The organism is Thiospirochaeta perfilievii (genome assembly GCF_008329945.1).
GTDB classification, from domain to species: domain Bacteria; phylum Spirochaetota; class Spirochaetia; order DSM-2461; family DSM-2461; genus Thiospirochaeta; species Thiospirochaeta perfilievii.
The window spans coordinates 272,007-296,801 of sequence record NZ_CP035807.1; the positions used below are offsets into that span (position 1 = coordinate 272,007).

At 30.8% G+C, this 24,795-nt stretch carries 28 protein-coding genes; 13 read left to right on the forward strand and 15 right to left on the reverse strand.

The window, feature by feature from the left end; genetic code table 11:
* The first annotated feature begins 964 nt into the window (after window positions 1-964).
* Both EW093_RS01230 and EW093_RS01235 read left to right on the forward strand, forming a co-directional pair.
* The gene (locus EW093_RS01230) at window positions 965-1,264 is read left to right on the forward strand and encodes a nucleotidyltransferase family protein (RefSeq protein ID WP_149566639.1); all 300 of its coding nucleotides are present in this window, start codon (window positions 965-967) and stop codon (window positions 1,262-1,264) included.
* Entirely contained in the window at window positions 1,261-1,677 is a 417-nt protein-coding gene (locus EW093_RS01235) for a ribonuclease toxin HepT-like protein (RefSeq protein ID WP_149566640.1), read from the forward strand. The genes EW093_RS01230 and EW093_RS01235 overlap by 4 nt, the downstream gene beginning before the upstream one ends.
* 118 nt (window positions 1,678-1,795) lie before the next feature.
* Here EW093_RS01235 and EW093_RS01240 read toward each other — a convergent pair whose 3' ends face one another.
* Together EW093_RS01240 and EW093_RS01245 are read right to left on the reverse strand one after the other, a co-directional pair.
* Window positions 1,796-2,080, reverse strand: a complete 285-nt coding sequence (locus EW093_RS01240) for a HepT-like ribonuclease domain-containing protein (RefSeq protein WP_149566641.1) — start codon at window positions 2,078-2,080, stop codon at window positions 1,796-1,798.
* A 41-nt stretch (window positions 2,081-2,121) separates the two neighbouring features.
* Window positions 2,122-2,418: a nucleotidyltransferase family protein gene (locus EW093_RS01245; RefSeq protein WP_149566642.1), complete on the reverse strand. Its 297-nt coding sequence runs from the start codon at window positions 2,416-2,418 to the stop codon at window positions 2,122-2,124.
* Between the two features lie 171 nt (window positions 2,419-2,589).
* Here EW093_RS01245 and EW093_RS01250 point away from each other — a divergent pair, with 171 nt between their 5' ends.
* On the forward strand, window positions 2,590-2,760 hold the full coding sequence (locus EW093_RS01250; protein ID WP_246745058.1) for a hypothetical protein: 171 nt from the start codon (window positions 2,590-2,592) through the stop codon (window positions 2,758-2,760).
* Between the two features lie 198 nt (window positions 2,761-2,958).
* On the opposite strand, the gene EW093_RS17780 is transcribed toward EW093_RS01250, so the two are convergent.
* Together EW093_RS17780 and EW093_RS01255 are read right to left on the reverse strand one after the other, a co-directional pair.
* Complete coding sequence (locus EW093_RS17780; RefSeq protein ID WP_281283461.1) at window positions 2,959-3,090, reverse strand: hypothetical protein; 132 nt, start codon at window positions 3,088-3,090, stop codon at window positions 2,959-2,961.
* Window positions 3,090-3,293: an addiction module protein gene (locus EW093_RS01255; RefSeq protein ID WP_149566644.1), complete on the reverse strand. Its 204-nt coding sequence runs from the start codon at window positions 3,291-3,293 to the stop codon at window positions 3,090-3,092. The genes EW093_RS17780 and EW093_RS01255 overlap by 1 nt, the downstream gene beginning before the upstream one ends.
* Before the next feature lie 661 nt (window positions 3,294-3,954).
* Between EW093_RS01255 and EW093_RS01260 the strand changes: the two genes are divergently transcribed.
* From EW093_RS01260 to EW093_RS01275, 4 genes are all read left to right on the forward strand, one after another.
* A complete protein-coding gene (locus EW093_RS01260) occupies window positions 3,955-4,173 on the forward strand; it encodes a hypothetical protein (RefSeq protein ID WP_149566645.1) in 219 nt (72 codons plus the stop codon).
* Between the two features lie 155 nt (window positions 4,174-4,328).
* Window positions 4,329-5,651, forward strand: a complete 1,323-nt coding sequence (locus EW093_RS01265; RefSeq protein ID WP_149566646.1) for a TolC family protein — start codon at window positions 4,329-4,331, stop codon at window positions 5,649-5,651.
* Window positions 5,652-5,663: 12 nt separating this feature from the next.
* Window positions 5,664-8,927: an efflux RND transporter permease subunit gene (locus EW093_RS01270; RefSeq protein WP_149566647.1), complete on the forward strand. Its 3,264-nt coding sequence runs from the start codon at window positions 5,664-5,666 to the stop codon at window positions 8,925-8,927.
* On the forward strand, window positions 8,924-10,249 hold the full coding sequence (locus EW093_RS01275) for an efflux RND transporter periplasmic adaptor subunit (RefSeq protein WP_149566648.1): 1,326 nt from the start codon (window positions 8,924-8,926) through the stop codon (window positions 10,247-10,249). Before EW093_RS01270 ends, EW093_RS01275 begins: the two co-directional genes overlap by 4 nt.
* A gap of 317 nt (window positions 10,250-10,566) precedes the next feature.
* Here the strand turns inward: EW093_RS01275 and EW093_RS01280 are convergent, their stop codons facing one another.
* The 8 genes from EW093_RS01280 to EW093_RS01310 form a co-directional block, all read right to left on the reverse strand.
* Window positions 10,567-11,835, reverse strand: coding sequence for a TolC family protein (locus EW093_RS01280; protein ID WP_149566649.1), 1,269 nt, complete (start codon window positions 11,833-11,835; stop codon window positions 10,567-10,569).
* On the reverse strand, window positions 11,836-13,134 hold the full coding sequence (locus EW093_RS01285; RefSeq protein ID WP_149566650.1) for an ABC transporter permease: 1,299 nt from the start codon (window positions 13,132-13,134) through the stop codon (window positions 11,836-11,838).
* Between the two features lie 10 nt (window positions 13,135-13,144).
* A complete protein-coding gene (locus tag EW093_RS01290; protein WP_149566651.1) occupies window positions 13,145-14,572 on the reverse strand; it encodes an ABC transporter permease in 1,428 nt (475 codons plus the stop codon).
* Window positions 14,565-15,257 carry an ABC transporter ATP-binding protein gene (locus EW093_RS01295; protein ID WP_149566652.1) on the reverse strand — a complete coding sequence of 231 codons (693 nt, stop codon included), beginning with the start codon at window positions 15,255-15,257 and terminating at the stop codon, window positions 14,565-14,567. The genes EW093_RS01290 and EW093_RS01295 overlap by 8 nt, the downstream gene beginning before the upstream one ends.
* An 8-nt stretch (window positions 15,258-15,265) precedes the next feature.
* The gene (locus tag EW093_RS01300; protein WP_187759774.1) at window positions 15,266-16,558 is read right to left on the reverse strand and encodes an efflux RND transporter periplasmic adaptor subunit; all 1,293 of its coding nucleotides are present in this window, start codon (window positions 16,556-16,558) and stop codon (window positions 15,266-15,268) included.
* A gap of 191 nt (window positions 16,559-16,749) precedes the next feature.
* Window positions 16,750-16,926: a hypothetical protein gene (locus EW093_RS17225; protein ID WP_187759775.1), complete on the reverse strand. Its 177-nt coding sequence runs from the start codon at window positions 16,924-16,926 to the stop codon at window positions 16,750-16,752.
* Window positions 16,898-17,203 carry a hypothetical protein gene (locus EW093_RS01305; protein WP_149566654.1) on the reverse strand — a complete coding sequence of 102 codons (306 nt, stop codon included), beginning with the start codon at window positions 17,201-17,203 and terminating at the stop codon, window positions 16,898-16,900. The genes EW093_RS17225 and EW093_RS01305 overlap by 29 nt, the downstream gene beginning before the upstream one ends.
* A gap of 421 nt (window positions 17,204-17,624) precedes the next feature.
* Window positions 17,625-17,942, reverse strand: coding sequence for an AAA family ATPase (locus EW093_RS01310; protein ID WP_149566655.1), 318 nt, complete (start codon window positions 17,940-17,942; stop codon window positions 17,625-17,627).
* Between the two features lie 277 nt (window positions 17,943-18,219).
* Here EW093_RS01310 and EW093_RS01315 point away from each other — a divergent pair, with 277 nt between their 5' ends.
* The 5 genes from EW093_RS01315 (at window position 18,220) to EW093_RS01335 (ending at window position 21,033) form a co-directional block, all read left to right on the forward strand.
* The gene (locus EW093_RS01315; protein WP_149566656.1) at window positions 18,220-18,498 is read left to right on the forward strand and encodes a helix-turn-helix domain-containing protein; all 279 of its coding nucleotides are present in this window, start codon (window positions 18,220-18,222) and stop codon (window positions 18,496-18,498) included.
* Window positions 18,485-19,600 carry a type II toxin-antitoxin system HipA family toxin gene (locus tag EW093_RS01320; protein WP_149566657.1) on the forward strand — a complete coding sequence of 372 codons (1,116 nt, stop codon included), beginning with the start codon at window positions 18,485-18,487 and terminating at the stop codon, window positions 19,598-19,600. Before EW093_RS01315 ends, EW093_RS01320 begins: the two co-directional genes overlap by 14 nt.
* Window positions 19,601-19,748: 148 nt before the next feature.
* Window positions 19,749-20,060: a WYL domain-containing protein gene (locus EW093_RS01325; protein WP_149566658.1), complete on the forward strand. Its 312-nt coding sequence runs from the start codon at window positions 19,749-19,751 to the stop codon at window positions 20,058-20,060.
* 6 nt (window positions 20,061-20,066) lie between these two features.
* Window positions 20,067-20,300, forward strand: a complete 234-nt coding sequence (locus tag EW093_RS18005) for a WYL domain-containing protein (RefSeq protein ID WP_149569552.1) — start codon at window positions 20,067-20,069, stop codon at window positions 20,298-20,300.
* A gap of 469 nt (window positions 20,301-20,769) precedes the next feature.
* Window positions 20,770-21,033, forward strand: coding sequence for a type II toxin-antitoxin system Phd/YefM family antitoxin (locus EW093_RS01335; RefSeq protein WP_149566659.1), 264 nt, complete (start codon window positions 20,770-20,772; stop codon window positions 21,031-21,033).
* A gap of 19 nt (window positions 21,034-21,052) precedes the next feature.
* Here the strand turns inward: EW093_RS01335 and EW093_RS18010 are convergent, their stop codons facing one another.
* The 3 genes from EW093_RS18010 to EW093_RS01350 form a co-directional block, all read right to left on the reverse strand.
* On the reverse strand, window positions 21,053-21,148 hold the full coding sequence (locus EW093_RS18010; protein WP_149569553.1) for a nucleotidyltransferase domain-containing protein: 96 nt from the start codon (window positions 21,146-21,148) through the stop codon (window positions 21,053-21,055).
* 425 nt (window positions 21,149-21,573) lie between these two features.
* Window positions 21,574-22,218 (reverse strand): response regulator, encoded by a 645-nt coding sequence (locus tag EW093_RS01345; protein ID WP_149566660.1) that lies wholly within the window; start codon window positions 22,216-22,218, stop codon window positions 21,574-21,576.
* Window positions 22,215-24,035 (reverse strand): sensor histidine kinase, encoded by a 1,821-nt coding sequence (locus EW093_RS01350; protein ID WP_149566661.1) that lies wholly within the window; start codon window positions 24,033-24,035, stop codon window positions 22,215-22,217. Before EW093_RS01350 ends, EW093_RS01345 begins: the two co-directional genes overlap by 4 nt.
* 216 nt (window positions 24,036-24,251) lie before the next feature.
* On the opposite strand from EW093_RS01350, the gene EW093_RS01355 reads away from it, so the two are divergent.
* Window positions 24,252-24,791 carry a hypothetical protein gene (locus EW093_RS01355; protein WP_149566662.1) on the forward strand — a complete coding sequence of 180 codons (540 nt, stop codon included), beginning with the start codon at window positions 24,252-24,254 and terminating at the stop codon, window positions 24,789-24,791.
* Window positions 24,792-24,795 lie beyond the last annotated feature (4 nt).

Consider the following 24,795-nt stretch of genomic DNA (forward strand, 5'->3'; position numbering starts at 1 on the left):
AAACGAAGCGTAGCCTGAAGAAGCCCGACCTGGGTTCCCAGGTAACGCCCAAAATCTCCTCTATTAAATTACTTCTATCTCCAATGTCCCAACATCCTTTGTTTTTTTTAACATTACATTTGTTCTGGTATTTTTAAGGACTGTAAATTGAGTTTTATCATCAGTTTTAAAATCATTAATGGATAAGTCTTTGATAAAGTCCTGTGTTTATTACATAGAGTGTAATATATCATTAAGATAAACTATATAATCTTTATTAACAAATACTGAACCTCTGATAATATTGACTTATCAATAACTGGTTTTAGTGTGGATTTCAGAACTAGGTCTACTGGAGTATTTAACTCCTTAGCTAACTCTATTAAAATATCAACATCGCTCTCAGAAGTCTCTTCACCTCTTATTTATGAACCCAATATACCTATCTATACAATTCCAGACTCTCGTAATTTGTGTTTCTTAATGAAACATAACTACTTTTAAGGTCTAACTCATCCGGACAGGTTCAAATATATGTTATCTTAGAGATAACTTACGATTCTATTTTACTTTCTTTTTCAAAGAAAACTTTTAAATAATGATCACCATAAACTTCTCCTATATTATCATAACCCATTGCTGTTAGAAAAAATTCTATAGGTCCATAAAATTTGGATGAAGTAAAAGTTCTTAACGTAATAATAATTATTATTCTGATAAAGTCAGGAATAAATACAATTTTAGTTTTTTTATTACATGCCTTTAATGCTAATTCTCCAATTTCTTTTTGGGTTAGAATTTCAGGGCCACCTATAGAGAGTTCTTTGGTGGATTTTCTATTGAATCAATACAGGCTCTCGCAAGATCATTACCATGAATAGGGTTTAGTTTTTTACTCCCATTTCCCAATAAATAGACCTGGTGATTAGTTTAATGCTAAATTTTATCAATTGATAATCTACAGTTTTATATATATTATAGTGATATGAGACTTGATGAAACTCCAATTAACTTCCAAAAAGACCTACACAATGCTGTCGGTTATTTAAACTCAATAGGAATAGAAGAAATATACCTGTTTGGATCTATAGCAAGAAATGAAGCAAATGATAAGTCTGATATTGATATTGCTGTTAGAGGTATAAAACCTGAAGATTTTTTCCAAGTCTATGGAGAACTTCTTATGAAAGTTAATCACCCATTTGATTTAGTTGATCTGAACCTTCAAGAAGAATTTGGTGATAGGCTAATTAAAGATAAACAACTAGAAAGACTCTATCTATGAAATTACATAAGTTAATAGATGCTGAATTTGCAAGTATCAACAAAGAACTTGATGTATTAGAACTTCTAAATAAAAAACTTCAGACAAATTTATCCCTAGATGAAATAGAGGTAAGAGCTGCAGCAATGACTCTAGTATCCATTTACAACGGGATAGAGAAAGTACTTGAAAGAATAGTAAAAGATAGAAATCTAAAACTAGACGGTTCTAACTGGCATACAAACCTATTAAATACATCTCTTGAAAACAATATTATTCCTGAAGCTGTATTTAATGATTTAAAAGGATTTCTTGCATTTAGACATTTTGTTAGACATGCATACAGCTTTCAAATAAAAATAGAAGCGATAACCTCTATAATAAAAAAAGTCCCTACTATGACTATCAAACTTATAAATAACCTTAAATACTAATATAAATCCATGATGACATAAACTTATTAGTATAACTCTGCAAAAAGCAAAACTAAAAAGAGTAAATTACTAAATACGTTTCACTACAGGAATATTATTATCTGAAATTGAGAAGATATTAAACTAATTCACATATTGAAGTAATTAACTTTGGAATTGTTCTAGTAACAGTCGTCCATATTATTTCATAATCTACGACATCATACCCATGAATTAATCTATCCCTTATTCCAGCCATAGCTTTCCATGGAATAGAGCTATTAGATTCTCTAAAATCATCTGGGATTCGCTTTGATGCTTCACCAATTATTTCTAAGCATCTAATAACTGCAAATTGAGTTTTATCATCAGATTTAAAATCTTCTATAGATAATCCTTTAGTGAATTCCTGAGTATACTGCATAGAATTAATTATATCTTTAAGATATACGTTAAAATCCTTTTTCACAGGTACTGAACCTCAGATAGAATAGAATCCTCTATTATAGGTTTTAATGTTGATTTTAGAACAAGATCTACTTTAGTATCAAGATCTTCAGAAAGTTCCTGCTCAAGAGTTATAAGATCAAATAAATCTAATTGTGTTGGTCTTGATAAATCTATTAGAATATCAACATCACTATTTATTTTTTGTTCTCCTCTTACATAAGATCCAAAGATACCAATTTCACTAATTCCTGAATTTAATAATCTTTTTTTCTTTTTTAGTAGTGTATCTTTTATAATATGTAGCTCAGTCATGTAACCCTCTTACTAATATTATACTACTGCTAAAGTTATTTAAATAGAAGTTAAATTAATTTTATATATCCTAGAATCTTAAAATTGATATTCATAATTTTATTATAATCTAACATTTATTCATCTAATGTAGCCAATATTGTAACCTTTGAGAAGCTTTCACATTACTGCTTGAAACATCTGACTAAGGATCGAGAAGTAAGAGTTGTTGGAAGGTTAAAACAGGAAAAATTAAATGTTAATGCCATTGAACCTGATTCAAGAATAGTTATTGTTGCAGAGCATGTAGAATTTAAACCAGTTCTAAACATGCAAAGTGATACTGATAGAAAAGTGGTATAAACTTATAGGGTTCATCTTTATGGTGAACCCTATTTTTTATGTAAGTCTATCAAGCCAATAGAATGGTTTTCTATGTGTATTAGCAATTGCTGCAATGATTATTTTATTATCATCAAGAAAATATACAACTTTGTATGGAAATGTTTTTAATAAAATTCTATGAGTTGATTCAGTTTCCTTTTTCCAGGCTTCTGGGTATTAGATAACCCTCTCTAGAGATAAATCAACCTCTTCCTTAAATCTGTTTCCCAACCCCGTTTCCATTAGATCATAGTATTCTATAGCATCTTTATATTCATCATAAGCGATCTCTAAAAATTCTATCGTCATTAACTTAATTTAAATCCTGTATACGGAACTGTTTTCAGTTTTCCACTTTTATATGCCGCTACTCTTTTTTCAATTTCTGTTTCCCAAATAGAGTCTAAACTTAAATCTGGTTTATCAAGACTAGTTAGTAATCCATCTATCAAAAGAGCTTTCTCTTTTGGAGGCATATTTAACGCTTCTTTAAATAATTCTTGTGTATTCATATGCTTATTGTATATTTCTATAGAATAACTGTAAAGGTTCCGGGATTAAGAGTTTATACTAAAGTCTGGAACTCAAATCATCAATATCATCTTCAATTCTTTTAAGTAGTTATTTTGAAAATATCTTGATTACATCGTTACTATGCTTACTTGACAATTCACAAGTAGTACGTAATAAATGTACAAATAATGATTATGTAATTTTGATATTCACCAAATAATCTAAAAATAATTATTAAAATATTGGAGATCTTATGAAAAAAATTAAAAGTTATAACTTTTATGGTTATTATCCTGTCTATTACTTCATGTTCTTTACTGGATAAAATATCTTTAAATTTCCTTCCTAGTGGAGTTGGTTTGATGTCTAAGTGGGGACAAGATCATTAATACCTCACTATAAATAATAAAGATACGGTGGAATCAAATCCTTTTATTTTATCAGCTTACTATCCTGAAGAAAGACCCGTTCTGGTCCGCATTATAGAGAGGCGTAACAGGTACTGTTAAATTTTTTTTTAATATGGGATATAAAAAATAACAACTACTTTGAACTGTTATTTTATATTATATGAATTCTTATATATTCTACATTAACTTCATAATTCCTTCATAATTAGGATCTATATTTAAATCATATTATTTTATTGAGGAGAATTTCATGAAGCAAGGAATTATTGTATTAGTATTATTAGTAGGAACTATTTTTGTTGTATCAGCAAATGGGTATGGAAGAGATGAAACTGAACGACAAGGGCGAAATGTTGTAGCTCCAGAGGATTGTACACTTGATGAACCTGGTACAGGGTACTTAGATGAAAATAAAAGAGGTTATCAAAATCAACCCAACCCTAAAGGTCGAGGTAGAAACAGAAGTTAGTTTAATTAGGGTTTTCTTTCCAGTTTCATATTTAACTAAATACTTTAAGAGTAGTAATAAATTTTACGACCATATATAAAAAGCTATATATATAAAAATAAAAATATCATTGTGTTTATATTTAATATAACTAACAATAATAAAAGAGGTTAAATATGAAAAAGTTGTTATATATTCTAATATTTTTTTCTTTATTAGAAATCAATGCTTTAGATTTTGAAACTGTTTTAAAAAATGTAAATAATACATTTGAAATTAAAAATAGTGTACTAGAGATTACTAAGTTAGAAAAAGAACTAATAGAAATAAAAAATCCTGATGATTTAATAATTAATCTTACTCCATCTATTAAATTGATAAATCCTGAAGATAGTACATTTATAGATGATGCAGAGATTACAGGAACGATTTCTACAAACATTTCTACTGGTCTAACTAAATTGGAAAAAGAGAAAGTTCTTTTTGCTAATAATAATTTAAGATTATCAAAAATGAAACTTGAAGAAATTAAGTTTACAACATATATAAAAGTTTTTGAGTTATATAAAAAATTATGGTTATTACAAGCAGAAGAAAAGGTAATTAGATTAGAATTAGAAGCTGCATTAGAGTATGAAGAATTGTTAACTAATAGTTTTGAATCTGGAACATCTACATTATTTAATTTATATAGTTCTGTAGAGCGTAAAGAAAATACCGAGATATCTTTAAATCAAAATATTTTAGAACAAAGGGTATCTATGTATGAACTTATGTTCACTATTGGACAAAATATGAAGCCAGAACAGTTAGAAAATATAAATATTAAGGTTACAGAACTACCTGATTCAAAAACTTTATATAATTGGTTATTAGAAAATAGTAATTTAATTAAAATAGAAAAAATTAAGTTATCAGAACTTATAGAAACAACAAATAGATTGGATGATTTTGATGTTGATATGAGTATTAGACCATTTTATAGTTCACCTGGCAATGCCTATTCTGCATCTGCGAATTACAACTTTACATCAAAAGAGCTAACACCTACACTATCTTTTAACATATCAAATAATTCAGATACATGGAGTACTGGTATTTCTATGAATTTATCCGTAGGATCCAATAAAAGTGATAACTTAGAAAGTGATTCTTTAGAGGTAGAATATGACATTGCACAAGCTAAACTTAATCTTTTAATTGAAACTCTCAATCTAAACTTAAAAAAAACTTATCAAAAATATATTCAAAATAGAGAACTCCTCTATCAAGCTGAAGGAAACTATAAAAATGCAAAATTAGGAAATGATTTAGTTAAAACTAAAATAGAACTTGGACAATTATCTAAATATGAACTGTTAGAATCAAATGCAAATCTTTTAAGATCACAATGGAAAGTTGAATCAGCAAGGGTTAATTATCAATTATCTTGGTTAAGTGTTCTTGAAAGTTCTAGTTGGTATAGTAAGACTGTTATTGAATATGAACTAAATGATTAAAAAGGAAAAAGTATGAGTGAAGATAAAACTATTTTAAGTAAAATAGCATCTAAAAGTATAGATAACTATAGAATTGTCTATTTAGGTATGCTGTTATTAACATTATTAGGAATATATTTTTATCAGATTCTTCCTAGAGAATCAAAACCAGAAGTGGTATTCCCAAAAGTTAAAATTAATACAAATTATTTGGGAGCTTCTCCAAGTGATGTAGAGTTACTGATAACAAATAAACTTGAAGCGACATTTTCTGGTATTGATGATATTGAGTTCATGACATCTTCGTCATTAGCTGGTAGATCAGAAATACAGATAGATTTTTTTCCTGAAGTTGATATAAATGAAAAACTAAATGAAATAAATCAAGCAGTTGCTTCTATTAAAGACCTACCAGAAGAAGCTGAAGATCCATTAGTAAAAGTTTCTACTACAGCTAATAGACCATTTGTTGTATTAAGTTTAAGTGGAGATTTAACTCCTGTTGAGTTAAAAGAAGCCTCTGATCTGATTACAAATGATCTATTAGCGATAAAGGGTGTAAATGAAGTTAGGGTTTCAGGTGCTCAGACTCCAGAGATAAGAATAACCGTTGATCCTGCAAGACTTGCTCAATTTAATTTAACTATAACAGATCTTACTGGCGCTATAAATTCTCATCATAAAAATACTCCTGCTGGTGATGCTATTATGGATGGAAGACATTATTTTATTAGAGTTTTAGGAGCATATAAAAGTATAGACGAAATTGGAAAAACATTAATATCTCTACCTAATGGTGAAACTAGATTTTTAAAAGATCTTGCAACAATTGAAGATAGTTATAAACCACAAACAAATTATTCTAGAAGAGCAATTAATTTAGGAAGTGATAATCCTTCTATGAAAACAGCGATAACACTATCTCTTTATAGGGATGGAGGAACAGATATCATTGGTCCAAGTAATAAGGTTAAAGAAATTTTATCAAAAATAGATAATGGACGTTTTCCTGATGGCTTAGATGTGATGGTTATTCAAGATGATGCAATTACAGTTCAACAGGATCTCGATGATGTAATTGGAAATGCAATTTCTGGATTATTAATTGTAGTTTTGGTTTTATTTCTATTTTTAGGATTAAGCGAGGCTTTAATAACATCACTTGTAATCCCATTTTCACTTTTTATATCTTTTATTGCTTTAAATAGCATGGGAATGACATTTAATACAATGACTCTTTTAGCAATGATTATTGCTTTAGGTCTTTTAGTAGATAATGCAATTGTTGTAATGGAAAATGTTGTACTTTATAGAGAAAAAGGTCTTTCTAGGTTACAAGCAGCTAAAAAAGGGACTGCAGAGGTTGCCCCATCAATTTTAGCTGCGACATTAACTACAATTGCGGCATTTATACCTATAGCTTTTATGGGTGGTAGGATTGGACTTATAATTAGTGTAATTCCAATAACAATTATATTTATAATACTTGCATCTTTAATAGTATCTTTAACTATTTCCCCAATGCTTAGTTCTAGATTACTACCTAAAAAAACAGGCCCTAAAAAAAGTCGGGAGTTTTCTATTGTTAAAGAAGTTATTGAGGCTCTATTAGTAATAGGTCTTTTTATGATGGCTTTCTCTACAAATGGTAAACCAGGGCTATTATCCCTAATAATGGCATTAGTAATGTCTTTAATATTTGTTGTAAGAGTCTATTCAAGATATAAAAAGATTAATGCATTTGAAAAGATCTCTTTAGGATATGAAAAACAGTTAAAAAAATTGATTAATAAAAGAAGAAATAGGATTTTAGTACCATTAATTACTTTTATACTTTTTATAGGTGTTTTATCCACACTACCTCTTGGTTTATTAAAGATTGAATTATTTCCAATCAAGGATGAATCCTCACTCTATATAGTTATCTCAACACCTGAATTTAGTACTCTTGAAAACACAGATGAAGTTACTAAACAGATTGAAAATATCATTCTTGATTTAAATGGAATAGATACTATTTATACTGAAGTTGGTGTTACGTCGGCTAGAGACTCTGAAATTGTTTTGAATTTAAAACCAGAATCTGAAAGGAGTTGGACTACAAAAGAGATTATGCCTACCCTGCTAAAGGAATTTTATACTATTCCAGGAATTAAAGTTAGTATTGGTACATCTGCAGGGGGAAAATCTACAAATAGTCCAATACAACTAAGGCTAATAGGTAATGACCTCGAACAATTAGCAACCTACTCTTCTGATTTTGTTAAGGAGTTATCTTTAATAGACGGTGTTGGCAAACCGGTAACAGATTTAGAAAAAGGATATCCTGAAATACAAGTAATAATTAAGCCAATAATAGCATCAGATTTGGGTCTCGATTCAACTATTATTGGTAACATTGTCAAAACTGTTATCAGCGGGCAATATAGTGGAACATTATTAAATAATGATGGAGATGTTCCAATTAGGTTTACTACAAATGATCTAAAGGTTGATTCTATACATGATATGGAAAAGATAATGATAAAGCTAAAAGATGGAAGTTGGATTCCTTTAACACAAGTAGCATATATTGCAGAAACACTTGGTTTAGGAACAATTAGGCACAATGACGGAGTGCGAACTGTTATGGTATACGCACAACTTATGCCAAACGCAAACCTTAAAGATATAGTAAATAATTTTGATAGGGTTTTAACATCATTAGGAACTCCCAAAGGTATAACTTACGAATGGACAGGTGATGCTGCAGATTTAGATTCATCATTTAATGAAATGTCTATTAATTTAGCATTAGCAATGTTAGTTGTATTTTTAATATTAGCAATGCAGTTTAACTCTCTGTCCCAGCCAATGGTTATTTTACTTTCAGTTCCAATGGCAATTATAGGAGTTTTCTTAGGACTAATATTAACAAATAATAACTTTGGGTTATACGCTTTTATGGGTGTAATAGCCCTTGTAGGAATAGCAGTTAATGATGCAATAGTTTTAGTTGATACTATTAACAGAAATAAGAAAAATGGTATGAGTCTAAAAGAAGCTTTAACTGATGCTGGACATAGCCGTTTTGGACCAGTCCTTGCAACTTCTTTAACTACAATTGGTGGTATATTACCTTTAGCTTTTAAAGATGAAAATTTTGCACAATTAAGTATTTCACTAATTTTTGGACTTATAACATCAACTATTCTTACATTAATTGTATTACCAATTATATACCATATAGTAGAAGAGACTAAAATTAAGTTTAAAAAAAGAATACCTATATTCATTGATGAGGAGAAAGTTTTATGAAAATCACAAAAAGATTATCAACTAGTTTAATAATAATATTACTATTTATAGGTTGTACAAAAACTATAGATTCTGAAGATTTAGATAATAATAAGATTACTATGGATCTAACAACACCACCTCCAGGTTCTAATGCAACACAAGAAAAATGGGATTCCTTTGACAATCAAAAAAGACAAGATTCATGGAATAAATATATTTTAGAGAATACTCCTGGAGACAATGTTGCAGCTATAGAAGATATTGATGAGACTCCTGTCCGTGGTAGTGGTGGTGGCGCTGGTGGATCTTCTACAGTTGCTGTTATTGTAGGTGAGCTTACAAAAGCTCCTATAAATGTGAACTATTATGGATTAGGTGAACTTATTGCAGGTGAAGAAATTAAAGTAAATCTAAGTTCTAGTGGAACAGTTCAAGGATTATACGTAACAGAAGGAGATTTTGTTGAAGTAGGAGACTTGCTCTATTCATTAGATAGTAGTGATGTTATTAAGGATATAGAGAGATCTAGTGATAAATGGGATAATGAACTTGAATTAGCTGGAATAAAGTTAAGTGAGGTCCAAGAAATATATGAAACTAATAGTAGTTTATTTGCTAAAGAGCTAATATCAAAATCTGAATTTGATAAAGCAAAACAAGCTTTAAAAGAATCAGAGCTTAATTTTGAGAAGATAAAACTTGCAAAAACTAGCGAAATTGAAAATTTACAGAAGAGTCTAGAAACAACATTAGCAATAAGCCCTTCAAGAGGATATATTTCCGATATTACATTTAATAAAAATGAGTTTATAACTTCATCAGATTTTATTGAAATTATTAATATTGAAAAGGTTGAAGCTATAATACAAGTACCGGAAAATATTATAACAAGAGTTAAATTAGGACTTAATGTTGTAGCAAAAAAAGCTTCCGCAAACGATTATATCTTAAACGGTGTAATTACATCCATAGGATTCAAATCAAATAGTAATAGAACTTATAGTATTACTGCTGAATTTGATAATCCTAACCAAAAATTACTACCTGGTATGCTAATGGAAACAGAGATAGAGCTATTACAATTGACATCTAATTTTATAGTTCCAAAAGCTAGTATAATTACAGAAGGTGAAAATCATTTTATATATCTAATTGAAAATTCAATTGCAAAAAAAGTACCTGTAGAATTAGGTCGATCTAGAGATTCTCTAATACAAATTAATGGTAAAATAAGTAGTGGCGATATATTTGTACTGGTAGGCCAAACATATTTACAAAAAGATTCTGCTGTAAACATCATTGAAAAAAAAACATACCTACCAGAAAGTAAAACATTTTAGTTTTAAATGATTTCTATAAATAGATAGTATCCGTCTGTATTTAAGGCGGGTAATAATATTTTACTCCAAAATCAATTGTAGATATTTGAGATATATTAATTATTCCATTTTTAGGTAATCTAGATTCTTCTAATGTTGTAAAAATTTTCAGGAACCTCATAAATACTCTTCATGTAAACATATTAACTTTTTTTCCAAAACTTCACAGTGAATTGGAGAGAGCCACTTGAATATTTAATGTGTGTTAATTTGTGTCGTATAATCTATACGGAAGACATTGATGAAGAACCCGGATGGAGGACCCGGGTTCATATAAGCTAAAAATATTTTAAATAATCTATTAAATTAAGATATTCATTTTTTAGTATAGTAAAAAGATTATTATGGGCCTGTTGTAATGCTAACTCTGCAGCTAATAATTCCAGTTCAGAATATTCACCTGCGTCGTATAAGATTTCCGCTTCTGATAATAGAATCTTTGTTTGCTCATACTCATATCTTGTAATTTCTGACTCAAGACTACTACTCTCAACTAAATCCTTTGACATTTCAAAATCGAGCTTAGCTGCATTTAGTTTTAATTCTTTATCTTTTACTGATAAAAGATACTCCTCCTTAGCACTATCTTTTTCAGATTTATTTATATTATCTAATCCTAAAGTGAAACCTACAGAAGCAGTAAAGCTATCTTCAACTACACCGTTCTCAGTTATTCCTAATTTTGCACTAAAAGAAACATCAGGATCATATACCCAAATAGCATTATAGTTTAACATTGCTTTCTCTTCATTAATTACAGACTGTAGATAGTTACTGTTTTTAAAATAGTCTCCACTACCATTTTCAACCATAGTTTTTAACTGCTCAATTAAAACTTGCAACTCTTCTATTTCTAAAATTTCAATAACTACATCTTCTTTTGTGGCGCCTAACTGAGAATACAAACTGCTTTCAAGAGTATAAAAACTCTGTTTTTGATCTAAAAGTTTCTTTCTGGCATTTGACCAGTTAATTAAAGAGTCCTGTAATTCATCTAAAGTTATAGAACCATTTTCATATCTATCTTTATTATCACTGTACAAAGACTCATATCTGTAAGCTTCTTTTTCTAGAAGATCGAGACTCTTTTTTCCAACCATCCAACTAAGAGCTTTATCAATAGTATTTTTAGAAGTACTATCTATAGAATTCTTATAGTTTAAAAGGGCTAAATCATACTCTACTTCAGAAAGAGTTACATTTTTATTATGAGATAGAGGGTTAATTGATACTCCTATCTCTCCATTTAAATTATTATCAAAACTACCGTTAACAGATAACTGATCTATAACAGGAATATTTAAAGATGAAATAAAACTATTTGTACCATCCTCTTTAAAAGAACTATTAAATGATACTTTTGTTTCATCTAATTTAATATAAGATTCTACATTATCTTCACTATTTTCCAGTGTTATTTTACTTCTAATTGAATCACTACTGTTTTCAAGGGAGAAGTTAACAATCTCGTCAATTGTTGTTAATGATGTTTGAGCAAAAAGAGAAGCTGTAGTTAATATTAGAACTACTAAAACTTTAACTTTCATTTAAGCCTCCCTTAAAACATCAGAAATATCGCCTTTTACAGCGCTAAATGAAGGTAAAACACCTAACAATCCACCACACATTAAAGCTAATCCAACACCTGATAAAACTGCAAAGGGTTTAACAGAAGTATTAACAATAGATGCTCCAGTTAACTCAGAAATTAATGGAGACATAGTTCCTAAGACAGTAGAAGATAGAGCTACTGATAAAATTATTCCTATAATCGCTCCAACAAAACTTAGCATAACAGACCACAACCAGAACTCTTTAATAACCTGGATTCGTGAAGCTCCTAAAGCTCTCTCAATTGCAATCTCTCTTCTTCTTCCTAAAGCTTCAACAACCATGATACTAAAGATCCCTAATGAACTTGTTAAAAGCAATACAATACCTAAAATCTTTACTGATATAGAGAAAATAGAGACTGTTTGTCTTAACTCTTCCATATATGTAGATTCTCCTCTTGGATTACCTTCCCATACTGTTACATTTATATCATCACCATAATTAGTTGCTACAACGTTATTTATATCTGCGGTAACTTTTTCTATAGAAGTTGACTCACTTTTAATAACAAGGTTTCCAGCCATAAAATCTAACATATTTTTACCACCACTGTTTGATGGCATCATAGAAGTTACAGGAAATATTACATCAGCTATTGAGTATGCTCTTCTTGCAACTTCAGATGGAGTTTCATAAACACCTTCTACACTGTAATAAGATACTGCATAGTCATCCTGATCCCGACCTCTTCGAAATGCAGGAGGAGAGATTTTCTGACCTAAAGCATTATCTGCAGAGCCAAAAAGTGTTTCGGCTGTCTCTTCTGATATCCAAACCTTTTTTAAACCAGTGTTATAATCCTCATCTGTCATTTCCAGCCCGGCAACAATATCTAAAGAGTATACATTCAGGTACGATGTATCAGTACCTAATGAGTTCCTAACTTGGTAAGAAATACCGTTTATTGTTAAATAATCAATAGGCATATTTAGAATTAATGCGGCATTTGTAACTGTAGAACTATCTGAAACTAACTTTTCAACTATAGTTCTATCCCATTGTGTAGGTCTCTCCTGCTCAATCTGGCCATCATCACCCCACTCTCCATTTGCAACTTGTAATACAATTCCATCACTACTCATAATCGAATTAATTTCATTCTCAATAATAGATCCAGCACTAAAAGATAGTATAAGGATTCCAGTTCCAAGAGCTACAGCAAGAATAGTTAATGATATTTTTACCGGGGTTTTAGTCCAGTGTCTTAAAAGCATTGTTATTAGTTTTTTCATATATCCTCCCTTAACCTGCTGATCTCATAGCTTCTGCAGCTTCTATATTCATACTCTGTCTTGCAGGTAAGACTGAAAATAACAGAGTTAACATTGATGATAAAACTACACCTAAAATTATATAGAACCAGGACACTTCACCTAATCCTAAAGACTCTTCCATAGTCATAGACAGAGGTAGCGCTAAGAATGTTCCTAGAATCGATCCTATTACTGTTATTAAAACTGCTTCTTTTACAAAAAGCATCATAATACTGTTCTTAGAAGCTCCTAAAGCTTTTAAAATACCAACATGTTTTTTCATTCTTAATGATCTACTCATTAAGATGTTTGATACATTAACAGATGCAATAAATAGTCCCGCTAAACTTAAGAAAAGTATTAAGAAACTTATTCCACTGTTTCTAGATACAACTTTTGTAGCTTCATTCCTGGGGTTTGAAACAATAACCTGACCTTCTCCATACTGGCTTTCAAACCATGTTTCAAGTTGCGATACAGTACTATCTAAAAGTGTTACATCATCAACATAAAATCGTAATTGTGTGTCACCAAACATTCTCATAAAAGCATTATTTGAAACAGATTTTTTAGGGGTTAAGAACCTATTATCATACTTTGTTCCAGTTTCAGCTAAAACTCCTACAACAGTGTATACATTTCCCCAACTTGCAATTTTTTTCCCTGTTAAATCATCTAAATTATTAGTGTTAATTTTTTTTGCAAGCTCTGAACCTAAAATAATTGGATTACCATTAGATGAGTAATCTGAATCAGCAAATAGGCTACCTGTTTCTGCTTCAAACTCCCATGCCAGGAAGAATTGAGAAGTTACCTGGGCGCCATTTAACTCTTCCTCTTCGGATAGTAAATAGTCAGGATTATCCTTCATCTTCTGTAGAGTTTCATCCATCTGTTCTCTGAAGTCTCCACCTGGACCCTCTGGAGGGGCTTGCTGATCTCCAGGACTATCTTGAGCAGGTTGTTCTACTCCCCCATCAGTAGTAGGCTTTTGTATATCCGTGTTATTTGTCGAAGTTTCCTGACCGTTACTTCGACCCTCAGGTCCACCGAAGTTTCCTGTAGAACTGTCTTCAGTAATTAATTTTATTCTTGATGAAGATACAACATAGGAAAAAAGAACATCGTCTATTAAATCCCCTGCTTCCAGGTCTGAAACTGTTAAAACAGTTGTATTTGGAGTTTTCTCAATAACAGGGTAATCCATATCCTCTAAATTAGCTCTTGTTGTAACAACAACCTCTTTGTATGTTGCAGAGTTTAGAAGGTCTTCACTATAATCTTTAGTATGAAACATTAAAGAGAGACCTGAAGCTGCGGCTCCTACACCTAAAGCAACTGCAATAATTAGTAGACCTGATTCAAGTATTCTACTAATGAACCGTCTTTTCATAATTAAATTAGTCTCATTAGACACTCTTGCCTCCTTTATTATCTACATCACTATGTAATAGCCCATCTTTAATATTTATAATTCTTTTTGCCCTTAACCCTTGGTCTGGACTGTGGGTTACCATAGCAATAGTAACTCCATTTTTATTAAGCTTTTCTAGAATATCCATAATCTCATGACCTCTATCCGAAGGTAAGTTTCCTGTAGGCTCATCGGCTAAAATTAAATCAGGATCATTCGCTAAAGCTCTTGCTACCGCAACCCTCTGCTGCTCTCCACCACTCATCATAGTTGGTAAGTGTTGCATTCTGTGTTCTAAACCGACTTCATCAAGTAACTCTTTTGCTCTGGCCTTTCTTTTCCCATATGTAACTCCTGCATAACCTAAAGGTAACATTACATTTTCTAAGGCACTTAATTCTGGGAACAAATTAAAACTCTGGAAAATAAAGCCAAAATGTTTGTTTCTAATTCTTGCCAACTCTTTATCTGGAAGAGCTGTAATATCATAATCCTCAAGTAGGTACTGGCCGGAACTAGGGGTATCTAAAATACCCATAATATGCATTAGAGTAGACTTTCCAGAACCGGAAGGACCCATTATAGAAACATAATCACCTCTATTTATTGTTAAATTAATTCCTTTTAAAGCGTTAACTTTAACCTCTCCCAAGTCGTATAATTTGTTTATATTTTTTAATGTAATCATGTTATCTCCTATTTCTCTAATTTAATCTCTTCTTGGTCTATAAAGTTCTGGTAACTACTAATAATGACCTGATCACCAGCTTCTACACCGCTTAAAATCTCAACCTTATCTCCACTAATTGTTCCATACGTAACTTTTGTTTTTACAGCTACATCACCTTCTACCACATATAGATAAGCCTGATTTCCTGATGTTAAATATGACCCTCTTGGAAGAAGTAAAGCGTTCTCTTTTGTTCCTAATGGAATCTCTGCTGCTGCAGAAGCTCCTACTGTTAAATCAACATCTCCTACAGGTTTTGCTCTAACTTCAATTGTTGCGGACAGAGAGTCTGAGGAAACAGATGCCACAGAGCCTATTTGAATAATTTCTGCTTCTATAACAGTAGAACTAATAACAACTTCCATCTTATTTCCAACCTCTAAAACAGATCTGTACTGCTCATAAACCTCTAAATCGATATATACATCATCTGTATTAGCAACAGTAAATAACTCTGTGCTTTGGCTAATTAAACTTCCAGGAACTGATAGTTTCTCAGATATATTTAAAACAGATCCATTTATAGGACTTGTAATTTTTGAGTCCTCAATATCTTCATTTAATCTTTCTAGATTTAACTCATTCTGCCTGATCTGTGTCTCTTTAGACCTTACGTTTAACTCACCCTCTTTTTTTGCTTTTTCAAGATTTAATTCAAGGTCTTCTCTCTGTTCTTCTAAAGCTGTAAGTTTATCAAAAGCATCTTCATAATCAGACTCTCTTGAGCTTTTTAAACTCATTAAACTTTTCGCTTTTTCCAAATCTTCTTTTGCATCTATAATATCTGCTTCAACTCTTTTAATAGAAATTTCAAGTTCTTTAATAGTGTATTTGTTAGAGACTAAAACCTGTTCTAAAGCTATTTCCTGGGTTTCAAGACTATTTTCTAAATCAACTTTGTCTTTCTCTAAATCAGGAACATCAAGTTCTGCTAATACAGTATCTGTTGTTACACTGTCTCCTACTGAGACATTTAACTTATCTGCATATCCTTCGGACATATTTACTATTGAAACCTGAGTAGGAAGAACAACTGTTCCACTTGCTTCTGTTGAAGTTGTTAATGAACCTTTTGTAACTTTAGTTACTCTGTAGTCTCCAATTGTCTGAATTTTCTGAGTAGTACCTGCCACTATAAAAACAACAATAACTGCCACTATTGCTGCAACTATTCCAAAAGCAATTGCCGCCTGCCTTTTTTTCTTTTTTGAAATTAATGGTGCTGAATCATCAACCTGGATTATTTTTCTTTCAACCATTTCCTTCCTCCATGATGCCACTATAAACCTCTTTGGAAATCCTATGGTTAACACTGTGTAAAAGAATTGTAAACTATGTAAAATAGTATTCAATGTTGAGCAAATCATTTGAAAAGCAATATCACTAGAATTCCTTAGGATAAATAAGGAAAGCAATTCATTTTAAATAGGGATTTTACCTAATAATCTCCCTACTTTCTCACTGCTTCTAAATTACCATTATCATCTAGTTGATATCTAACTAATAAATGCTCCCTTTTTACCCTTGCTAGCTCCCCCATGTAAGCATCTCTTTCTACAAAATAAGGATGATTTACCTTATTTTCCCCAGAAAATTCCTTATCTAGGGGATCTTCGGGGTATACCATTCCCGTATCCCTTAGGGGGGGAACCATTTACAGTAATATTAGACTCAGCTAAATCTAAAAAGGCATTAAAAAGCCTAGATTCTCGGTCTATAAACCTTTTAAAGTTATCAAGATCTTCTAGGGTTGTTACATCATCTAAAAAAATTAAATCTTCAAACCCATAACTACTAGATATTAAATGCCTTCTTTGTCTAAGAAATAAGTACATAAAAATTGTTCTCTCTGTATCTGTTAAACTTTCATCCCTTTCCAAATTACCAATAGTAACCAAATCCATTACCTCATTGAATTCTATAATTCTTGATAATGGCCTATGCTCAACCTCTTTTAGAAAAAATTCCCTTGTTTCCTGGTAAGGGGGCCACCACTAGCCCATTCTACGTATTCACCAGTAGACTTAAACTCCATTACAGGGGTAATTGTTGCTTTTTGGAACCAGGAAAGATTTATTTTTTGTTTATCACCGAATTAGGTAATCTCCAGATTAAAGTCTTTAAAAAATGGCATAACCAAACGAACAGCTTCCAATATTTCGTTATATTCAGCTAAATGATTACTTTTTAAGTAATATAGAAATGGAGCGATATTTGATGCATCTGTCCGTAATTGTTTTTTATCCTGTAATATTTCAAACTGTCTTATTGCTGTCTCCTAGATTCACGCAGCCTGTTGTATCTTGGGAATAGAACATTTCTTCATTAGTTATTTCTAGTAAATTTTTTTAATGTTGGTCGAAAATAGAATTTGTACCCATAATCTCCAAAGTACGTTTCAATAAAAATAGAATTTGTTACTTTAAGACCATTAAAGAGAAGGTCACTAGCCCCTCCATTATTTCTTACATAATCTCCTAGATCATCATTGACTATATTTCTTAGTAACTTAAATAAATTAATAATGTTGCTTTTCCCTGCCCCATTTCCTCCAATAAAAACATTGAGGTTCTTTAGTTTAAAATTTTCCAGATTTCTAATTGATTTAAAACCTTTTATTGTTATTTTATCCAGAGAATTCATTTATCTACCTCCCATCTTTTTGTGGAACTCATATTTAAGTTTGAATTTAGAGATTATATCTAATTCTAAAACTATTGAAGATAGTATAAACTTTTCAAATCATTCTTCAAGCATTACAATAAAATAAAAGAATAGACTCATTACTCAAATTTTGTGGCTTGCAACTACAAAATTGTAATATAGGTACTATTAATTAATTCTAATGTCAAAATTAGGGTTCAAATATTAGTCTTATTTGACTAATAATCAAAAAAAGACTAAAATGTTATTCATGAGCATGATAAATTTATTACAGAAAACTCCTGGTGAGATTAATTCCATTTTAGCCAAAAGAATGGCAAATATAAGAAAAAGAAGGAAAATAACACAAAAACAGCTTAGTTCAAAATCAGGTGTAACTTTAGCATCCCTAAAAAGATTTGAACAAACTGGGGACATATCACTTATATCATTTACCAAAATAGCTATTGCATTAGAACTAGACAAAGAACTTAATACATTATTTACTGCCCCACACTTTAATTCCATACAGGAGATAATTAATGAACAAAACTAGGGTAATAAATGTTTTATATAATAACCAAAATGTTGGAACCATGGCACTTTACAATAAAGCACTTTGTGCATTTGAGTACTCAGATACCTGGTTAGATAATGGTTTCTCTATTAGTCCATTATCCATACCCCTAGAAAAAAAAGTATTTATTCCTAACTACGATCCCTTTAATGGATTATTTGGAGTTTTTTCTGATAGTCTCCCAGATGGATGGGGCCAACTTTTACTTGATAGGTTATTAGTTAAAAAAAAGATAAATCCTAGGGAATTAAATCCCCTAGAGCGACTCTCAATTATTGGATCATCTGGTATGGGAGGCTTAACCTACGTGCCAGAAATAAATATTGAACGCAATACTACAGATTATAATCTTGACCAAATAGCCGAAGAATGTTCAAGAATTCTTAAAAATGAAGATTCAGGGGATCTGGATTCCCTTTTTATACTAGGTGGTTCATCTGGTGGAGCAAGGCCTAAAATGCTAACCACAGTTAATGGGGAGGATTGGATAATAAAATTCCCTAGTTCCCTAGATACAGATAATATAGGAAAAGAAGAATTTGACTACTCTAATTGTGCAATGGAATGTGGAATTGTTGTGGAAGAAACAAAACTATTTCCTTCTAATAAATGCTCTGGTTATTTTGGAACCAAAAGGTTCGATAGAAATACTCATTTCAAACCACATATGATTTCTGTTTCCGGACTATTAGAAGTTACCCACAGGATTCCAAATCTGGACTACAACATACTTATGAAGCTTACCCTACAGTTAACTAAGGACATGTTACAATGTGAACAACTATTTCGTTTAATGTGTTTTAATGTTTTTGCTAATAACCGGGATGATCATTCAAAGAATTTCTCCTTTTTATATAACCATATAACTAAAGCATGGACCTTATCCCCTGCCTACGATTTAACCCATAGTTTTTCCCTAGGGGGAGAACATGCAACAACTATTAACGGTAACGGTAGAGACCCAGGAATAAAGGACATACTAGAGGTTGCAAATATTATAGGGCTAAATAAAACCAAGGCAAAACAAATAGCCCTTGAGATTAAAGATAGTGTCTATACGAACCTAAAAAATTATCTATAGACGACATTAACCCATAATGTCTATTACACAAGACATTTAATAAAACCTGTATATTATTTAAATGCAGTAACAAATAAAGATAAAAATAGTACTGCGAAGCAATACTTCGCACCCCCTTGTTATATTTAATTAAATATAAGGAGCGGTTATGAAACTAAATTACAACGTACCAAAACTATTTGACCTAGACAGAGTTTACACCTACCAGGAACTTGTTAACCAGGTTTTCTACCTAGAAAGTAAATACTGGATACTGAACAAAATTTTTATTGCACCCACCAGGGATGGTGGTTTATATTTCTTCACAACAATTAACGATTACACAGATATAAGAACCTTAGCTGTAGAGCGGATAATTAATCTTAGCATTGGCGACTCTCATTTTGAAACACCTACCGATTTTGATCCTCAAGATTTTCTTGATACAACTTTTAATTTATCTTTTGGAGAACAGGAATAATTTAAAATCCTTTTTGATAAAAGTCAGACTCTTTATATATCAGAAAGGAATTGGGCAAAGGAACAAAAAATAGAAATATTAGATGATGGGAACTTACTTCTTTGGCTACGAACGTCTGGTCGTCATGATATAAAAAGGTGGGTACTAAGTTATGGTGCAGATGCGGAACTCTTAGAGCCAGAGTCCCTAAGAAAAGAAATAGCCGATGAATTAATCACAATGAGTAAAAGATACAATTAACAACTTGATTTCCCATATAGTTCAGTTGCTATAAAATGAAAACAAATATATTTCACCGTAAAATTAAATGTATAATAAAATAGCGTAGTTTAAACTTTTATATTCGTTTTTAGTATGGATTTAAAGTTTAGTTCACATAATAAATGGTGTTAATTTAGCAAATATTGGAAATTTCCCTGGCATTTTTCTTCAGTTCCAAAAAGGTTAATAAAATCAGGCTTGAAAGTCTTGTAGTTTAGTAACATCAGATTTTAAACTTGATATACTTAACTCCTATTCTATTAGAGAAGCTAGAGTATAAGTTTTAGACTCCTTACCAGAACTTTTACTCCAGTAGGTTCTGTTGGGAATTACGAAATAGTTATATTAACTCATTCATTACTACACTACTTTTAAAGAGTTTATGAATGTTGTTATTTTTCTTGTATTGCATCATAATAGTAGCATAATTATGTAATGGAGATGTGAAATGCCACAAATAATACCAATTAAAGATCTTCGGAATACAACAGAAATATCTCGTAAATGTCATGAAACCAATGAACCAATATTTGTAACAAAAAATGGATATGGAGATATGGTTCTAATGAGTATAGCAACATATGAAAGAGATATAGCTAGAACTGAATTATTAAATAAAATTGCTGTAGGTGAAGAAGATCTTAGAAGCGGAAATGTAATAGAAGCTGAATCAGCGTTTAAAGATCTTCAGAAAGTTCCTGCTCAAGAGTGATAAGATCAAATAAATCTAATTATGATGGTCTTGATAAATCAATAAGTATATCAACATCACTATTTATATTTTGTTCTCCTCTTACATAAGATCCAAAGATACCAATTTCACTGATACCTGAATTTAATAATCTTTTTTCTTTTTTTAAGAAGTGTACCTTTTATAATATGTAGTTCAGTCATTAAAACCTTTTACTAATTTTATACTGCTGATAAGTTTATTTAAATAGAAATAATATTAATTTTATACCTCCTAGAATCCGATGCGCAAAAGGCTTTGGAACAAATAAATGAAAAACAGTATGGAATTGAGCTTATTAATCCTGTAAAACTAGGAATTAGTTTCTTTGGAAAAGAAATTGATGTTCTAGTAAAAATATAGTCCTATAGTTTGTTACCTTCAATCCTGAATAATTCTACATATTATTATTTAAAGCCTGTCACAGCCCATAGTCCAATCTTGAATAGCGAATCTTTAACAATTTCCCAGATCCATTTATGCAAATGAAAGTTTTTTTCATGGTATAAAACATTTCTGATCTTATTTATCATATTTTTCTAATATATTATTAGCCCGTGCTACATAAAGAACAGAGATTTTAATTAATTCATTAATACTAGATACTCCTAGCTTCTTTTTAATTTTTTCAATATGAGTTCCTATAGTACTGCTAGAAATAAATAATTCATTACCTATTTCTCTCACAGTCTTTCCTTGACTTAAGTAATGGAATATTTCAGATTCCCTTTTTGACAATTTAGATAGTGGATTATCTTCTACTAACCGTTGCTTTATAGAAGGAGAAACAAAGCTTGTTCCAGAGATTATTGTAGTTAGAGCCGGGATTATTAATTCGCCTACATCATCCTTTAGTAGATATCCCGATGCTCCTAATTCAATACTCTTTCTAAGATAATAAGGATCACAAACCATACTAAGCATTAAGACTTTAGTTTGAATGTTTTTATTAGCTATTAGCTTTAGGATATCTAAACCATCTGGCTGGTTATGGAAAATAAGATCCATTATTATAATATCAGCCTCTGTTGAATCTAATAGTTTTTTTAAATCCCCAGAAGAAGAGGCTTCTCCTACAACAATAAACTGCTTATCCGAGAGTAAAATTGATTTTATTCCCTCTCTTATTAATGGATGATCATCAACTAAAATAATTGAATATGTCATTTAGTCTTGTCCTTCCAAGATAATGAAACCGTATAGCTCTTTATTTTCTTCTCAATTTTAAGGGTTCCATTTAATGTTGTGGCCCTATATTTCATAATCTTCATACCATGTCCTGGAATTATTTTAAAATCATTATCCTCAGTAAAGGAATTAGTAATAGTAACATATAAAAGGTTCTTATCTTTTTTAAGAGAGATTTCAATGTCACCATTATTTGAATGTATTAAAGCGTTTTTCATCGCCTCACTTATTATGTAATAAACGTGAACCTCATCCTCTCTTTTAAGTATAGGGAATTCTGGATCAATAATCAAAACAATACTCTTATTATAAATTGCCTTGAAACGGGTAACAAGCTCTTTTAATGCGCTATTTAGTAAAAAGCCTTCTTTTTCAGGATAATATTCATGAATAAGAAGACGAATTCTTTTGTTAATATCTTTAGATGTCTCATTAATTTTTCTTAATACTTCCAAGTCGCATTTATTTTGCTTTATGTGCCCATTGCTAAGATATTCTAGCCCAAAAGTCAATTGACCTACACCATCATGAAGTTCTCGCCCAATTTCATTACGTTCTTCTTCGCTCAGGGTCAAAATTGTTTTTTGGGCTTCTTTCGCTTCCTTTGAACTTCTCCCAAAATCTGCAGCTAAGAAAAACGTTGCAAATAAACAGTAAATCCAATTAGTATACGGCATTATTTGCCAGTCGTAACGACTTAGAATCATATCTACACAATCCTTAATATTTCCGAACAATAGGAATGATAATCCTATCATGTGTATAATTTCCTGCTTGTCACCTTGGAATAGTTTGTTAATTGAATCAAATATTAGATATAATACAAATAACATCATAATAATATATGGATAAAAGGATAAATAATAAGAGGCAGAAAAAGGTAATATAATAAAAAGAAGTGAGTGAAGAACTAAAAAGGCAGTGAGTATCCAATAAACCAGTATTAAATATTTATTTCGCCCTAAATCTGTCTTCCATATAAAAAAAATACAGGCTAAATAGTAAGCAATAAATTGTAGTTTTTTCACTAGAAGATAGGGTGCACTAGGCCAGATCTCATATATAGAAAAATAACTTCTTACGATATTACCAAATGCCATAAATATTGTGCAAAAACCAAAGAACAGGTATGTCCTCCAGTTTGCAGACTTCATAAAAAAGAGAAGAAACTGAAAAAAACCTAGAAAAATTAGGCTTCCAAACATTAGTAACTCAATGGACCGACTTCTTGATAGATTTGTTTTTATTTTTCCAGTATCACTTATTAAAACTCTTTCCCATAAACCTCCCTTAGGATGAGTACTGTTTTCAACATCATACTCTATAATATTTCTCCCTGGTGTTGGGGCAAACGTAAAAATAGTTTTATGTGCATTTTCTTTGGGGAGAACACCAAAATACTCGTCCCATGAGGCTCCTAAACGTACATTATTAACGGTAAGGATATAGCTTGTTCCTGCACTTGTAGCCATTATCTCGATATATTTAGGGCAGTTTTCTTCTGTAAAAAATAAATTGCAAACATATTTGCCTCTACCTGAACCATCAGAATATATTGAGTTCCATATCCCTGGAACTTTAAGTAAATACTCTTTACCCTTTGAGTCAAAAAATTGCCAATCGCCTTTTAACGATAAGACTTTACCACTATATAATTTATCCCAACTAGATTGCCCCTTATTTACATCAATTGTGTCTATTTTATAAATCTCAGGTATCGACATTAATATTATTAGTAATAAAATTAGTGTAGTATATATTACAGTTTTGTATTTACTATTTTTTAACTCAAGCATGCTTTAAGAATAAATGTTTTATGTTCATGTGTAAATGTAACAAATAAATTTTTAGAACCCATTAAATGGATACCTTATAATACATTGTTTAACTGGGTAAAAATAGAACTCCCTGTAAAAATGGCAAAATCCACTATATATATAGTATTATGCATGCCTTATTATTGCTTATAGTCTGGTTTTTTTGACAACAAAGTAATTTTAGCAGGAGTTTTTATGAAAATAAGTAAGTCTTTTTTAGTATTAGTATACTTTTTATTACTTTCAACCATGGTATTTAGTAATGATTTAGTACAAATAGATTCGGTGGATGTTGCAGCTAGCAACTATTTCCCTTTTGGTACCTATAGTAAATATAAATTAACAGGAGTTGGAGTAGAAGGACAGGTAAACTTTCAAGTAGAGCCAATAAAACCTGTTTGGCTATTTGGAACCTTTGGTTATAGTTATGGAATAACAAAAACAGAGAGAGTAACTAACTTTAACGATATTAAAATACTTATTGGAGGGTCTTACACCTTTAATATCATAGATAAACTAACTATTTCTCCCCAATTAGGTGTAGGTATTATGCTACATATAATAGATCAAATGGGAGTTTACGTCGACCAATTAACTTCTATAGAAGCAAAACTAAATTATGAATTAACAGATAAAATAGGCCTGGTTTTTACCCCATCCTTCCTTTTCTTTCCAGAAAACAATCATTTAGGAATGGAGCTTGGTTACACTATTGGATCTAGGATAAGGTTGTAGGAGA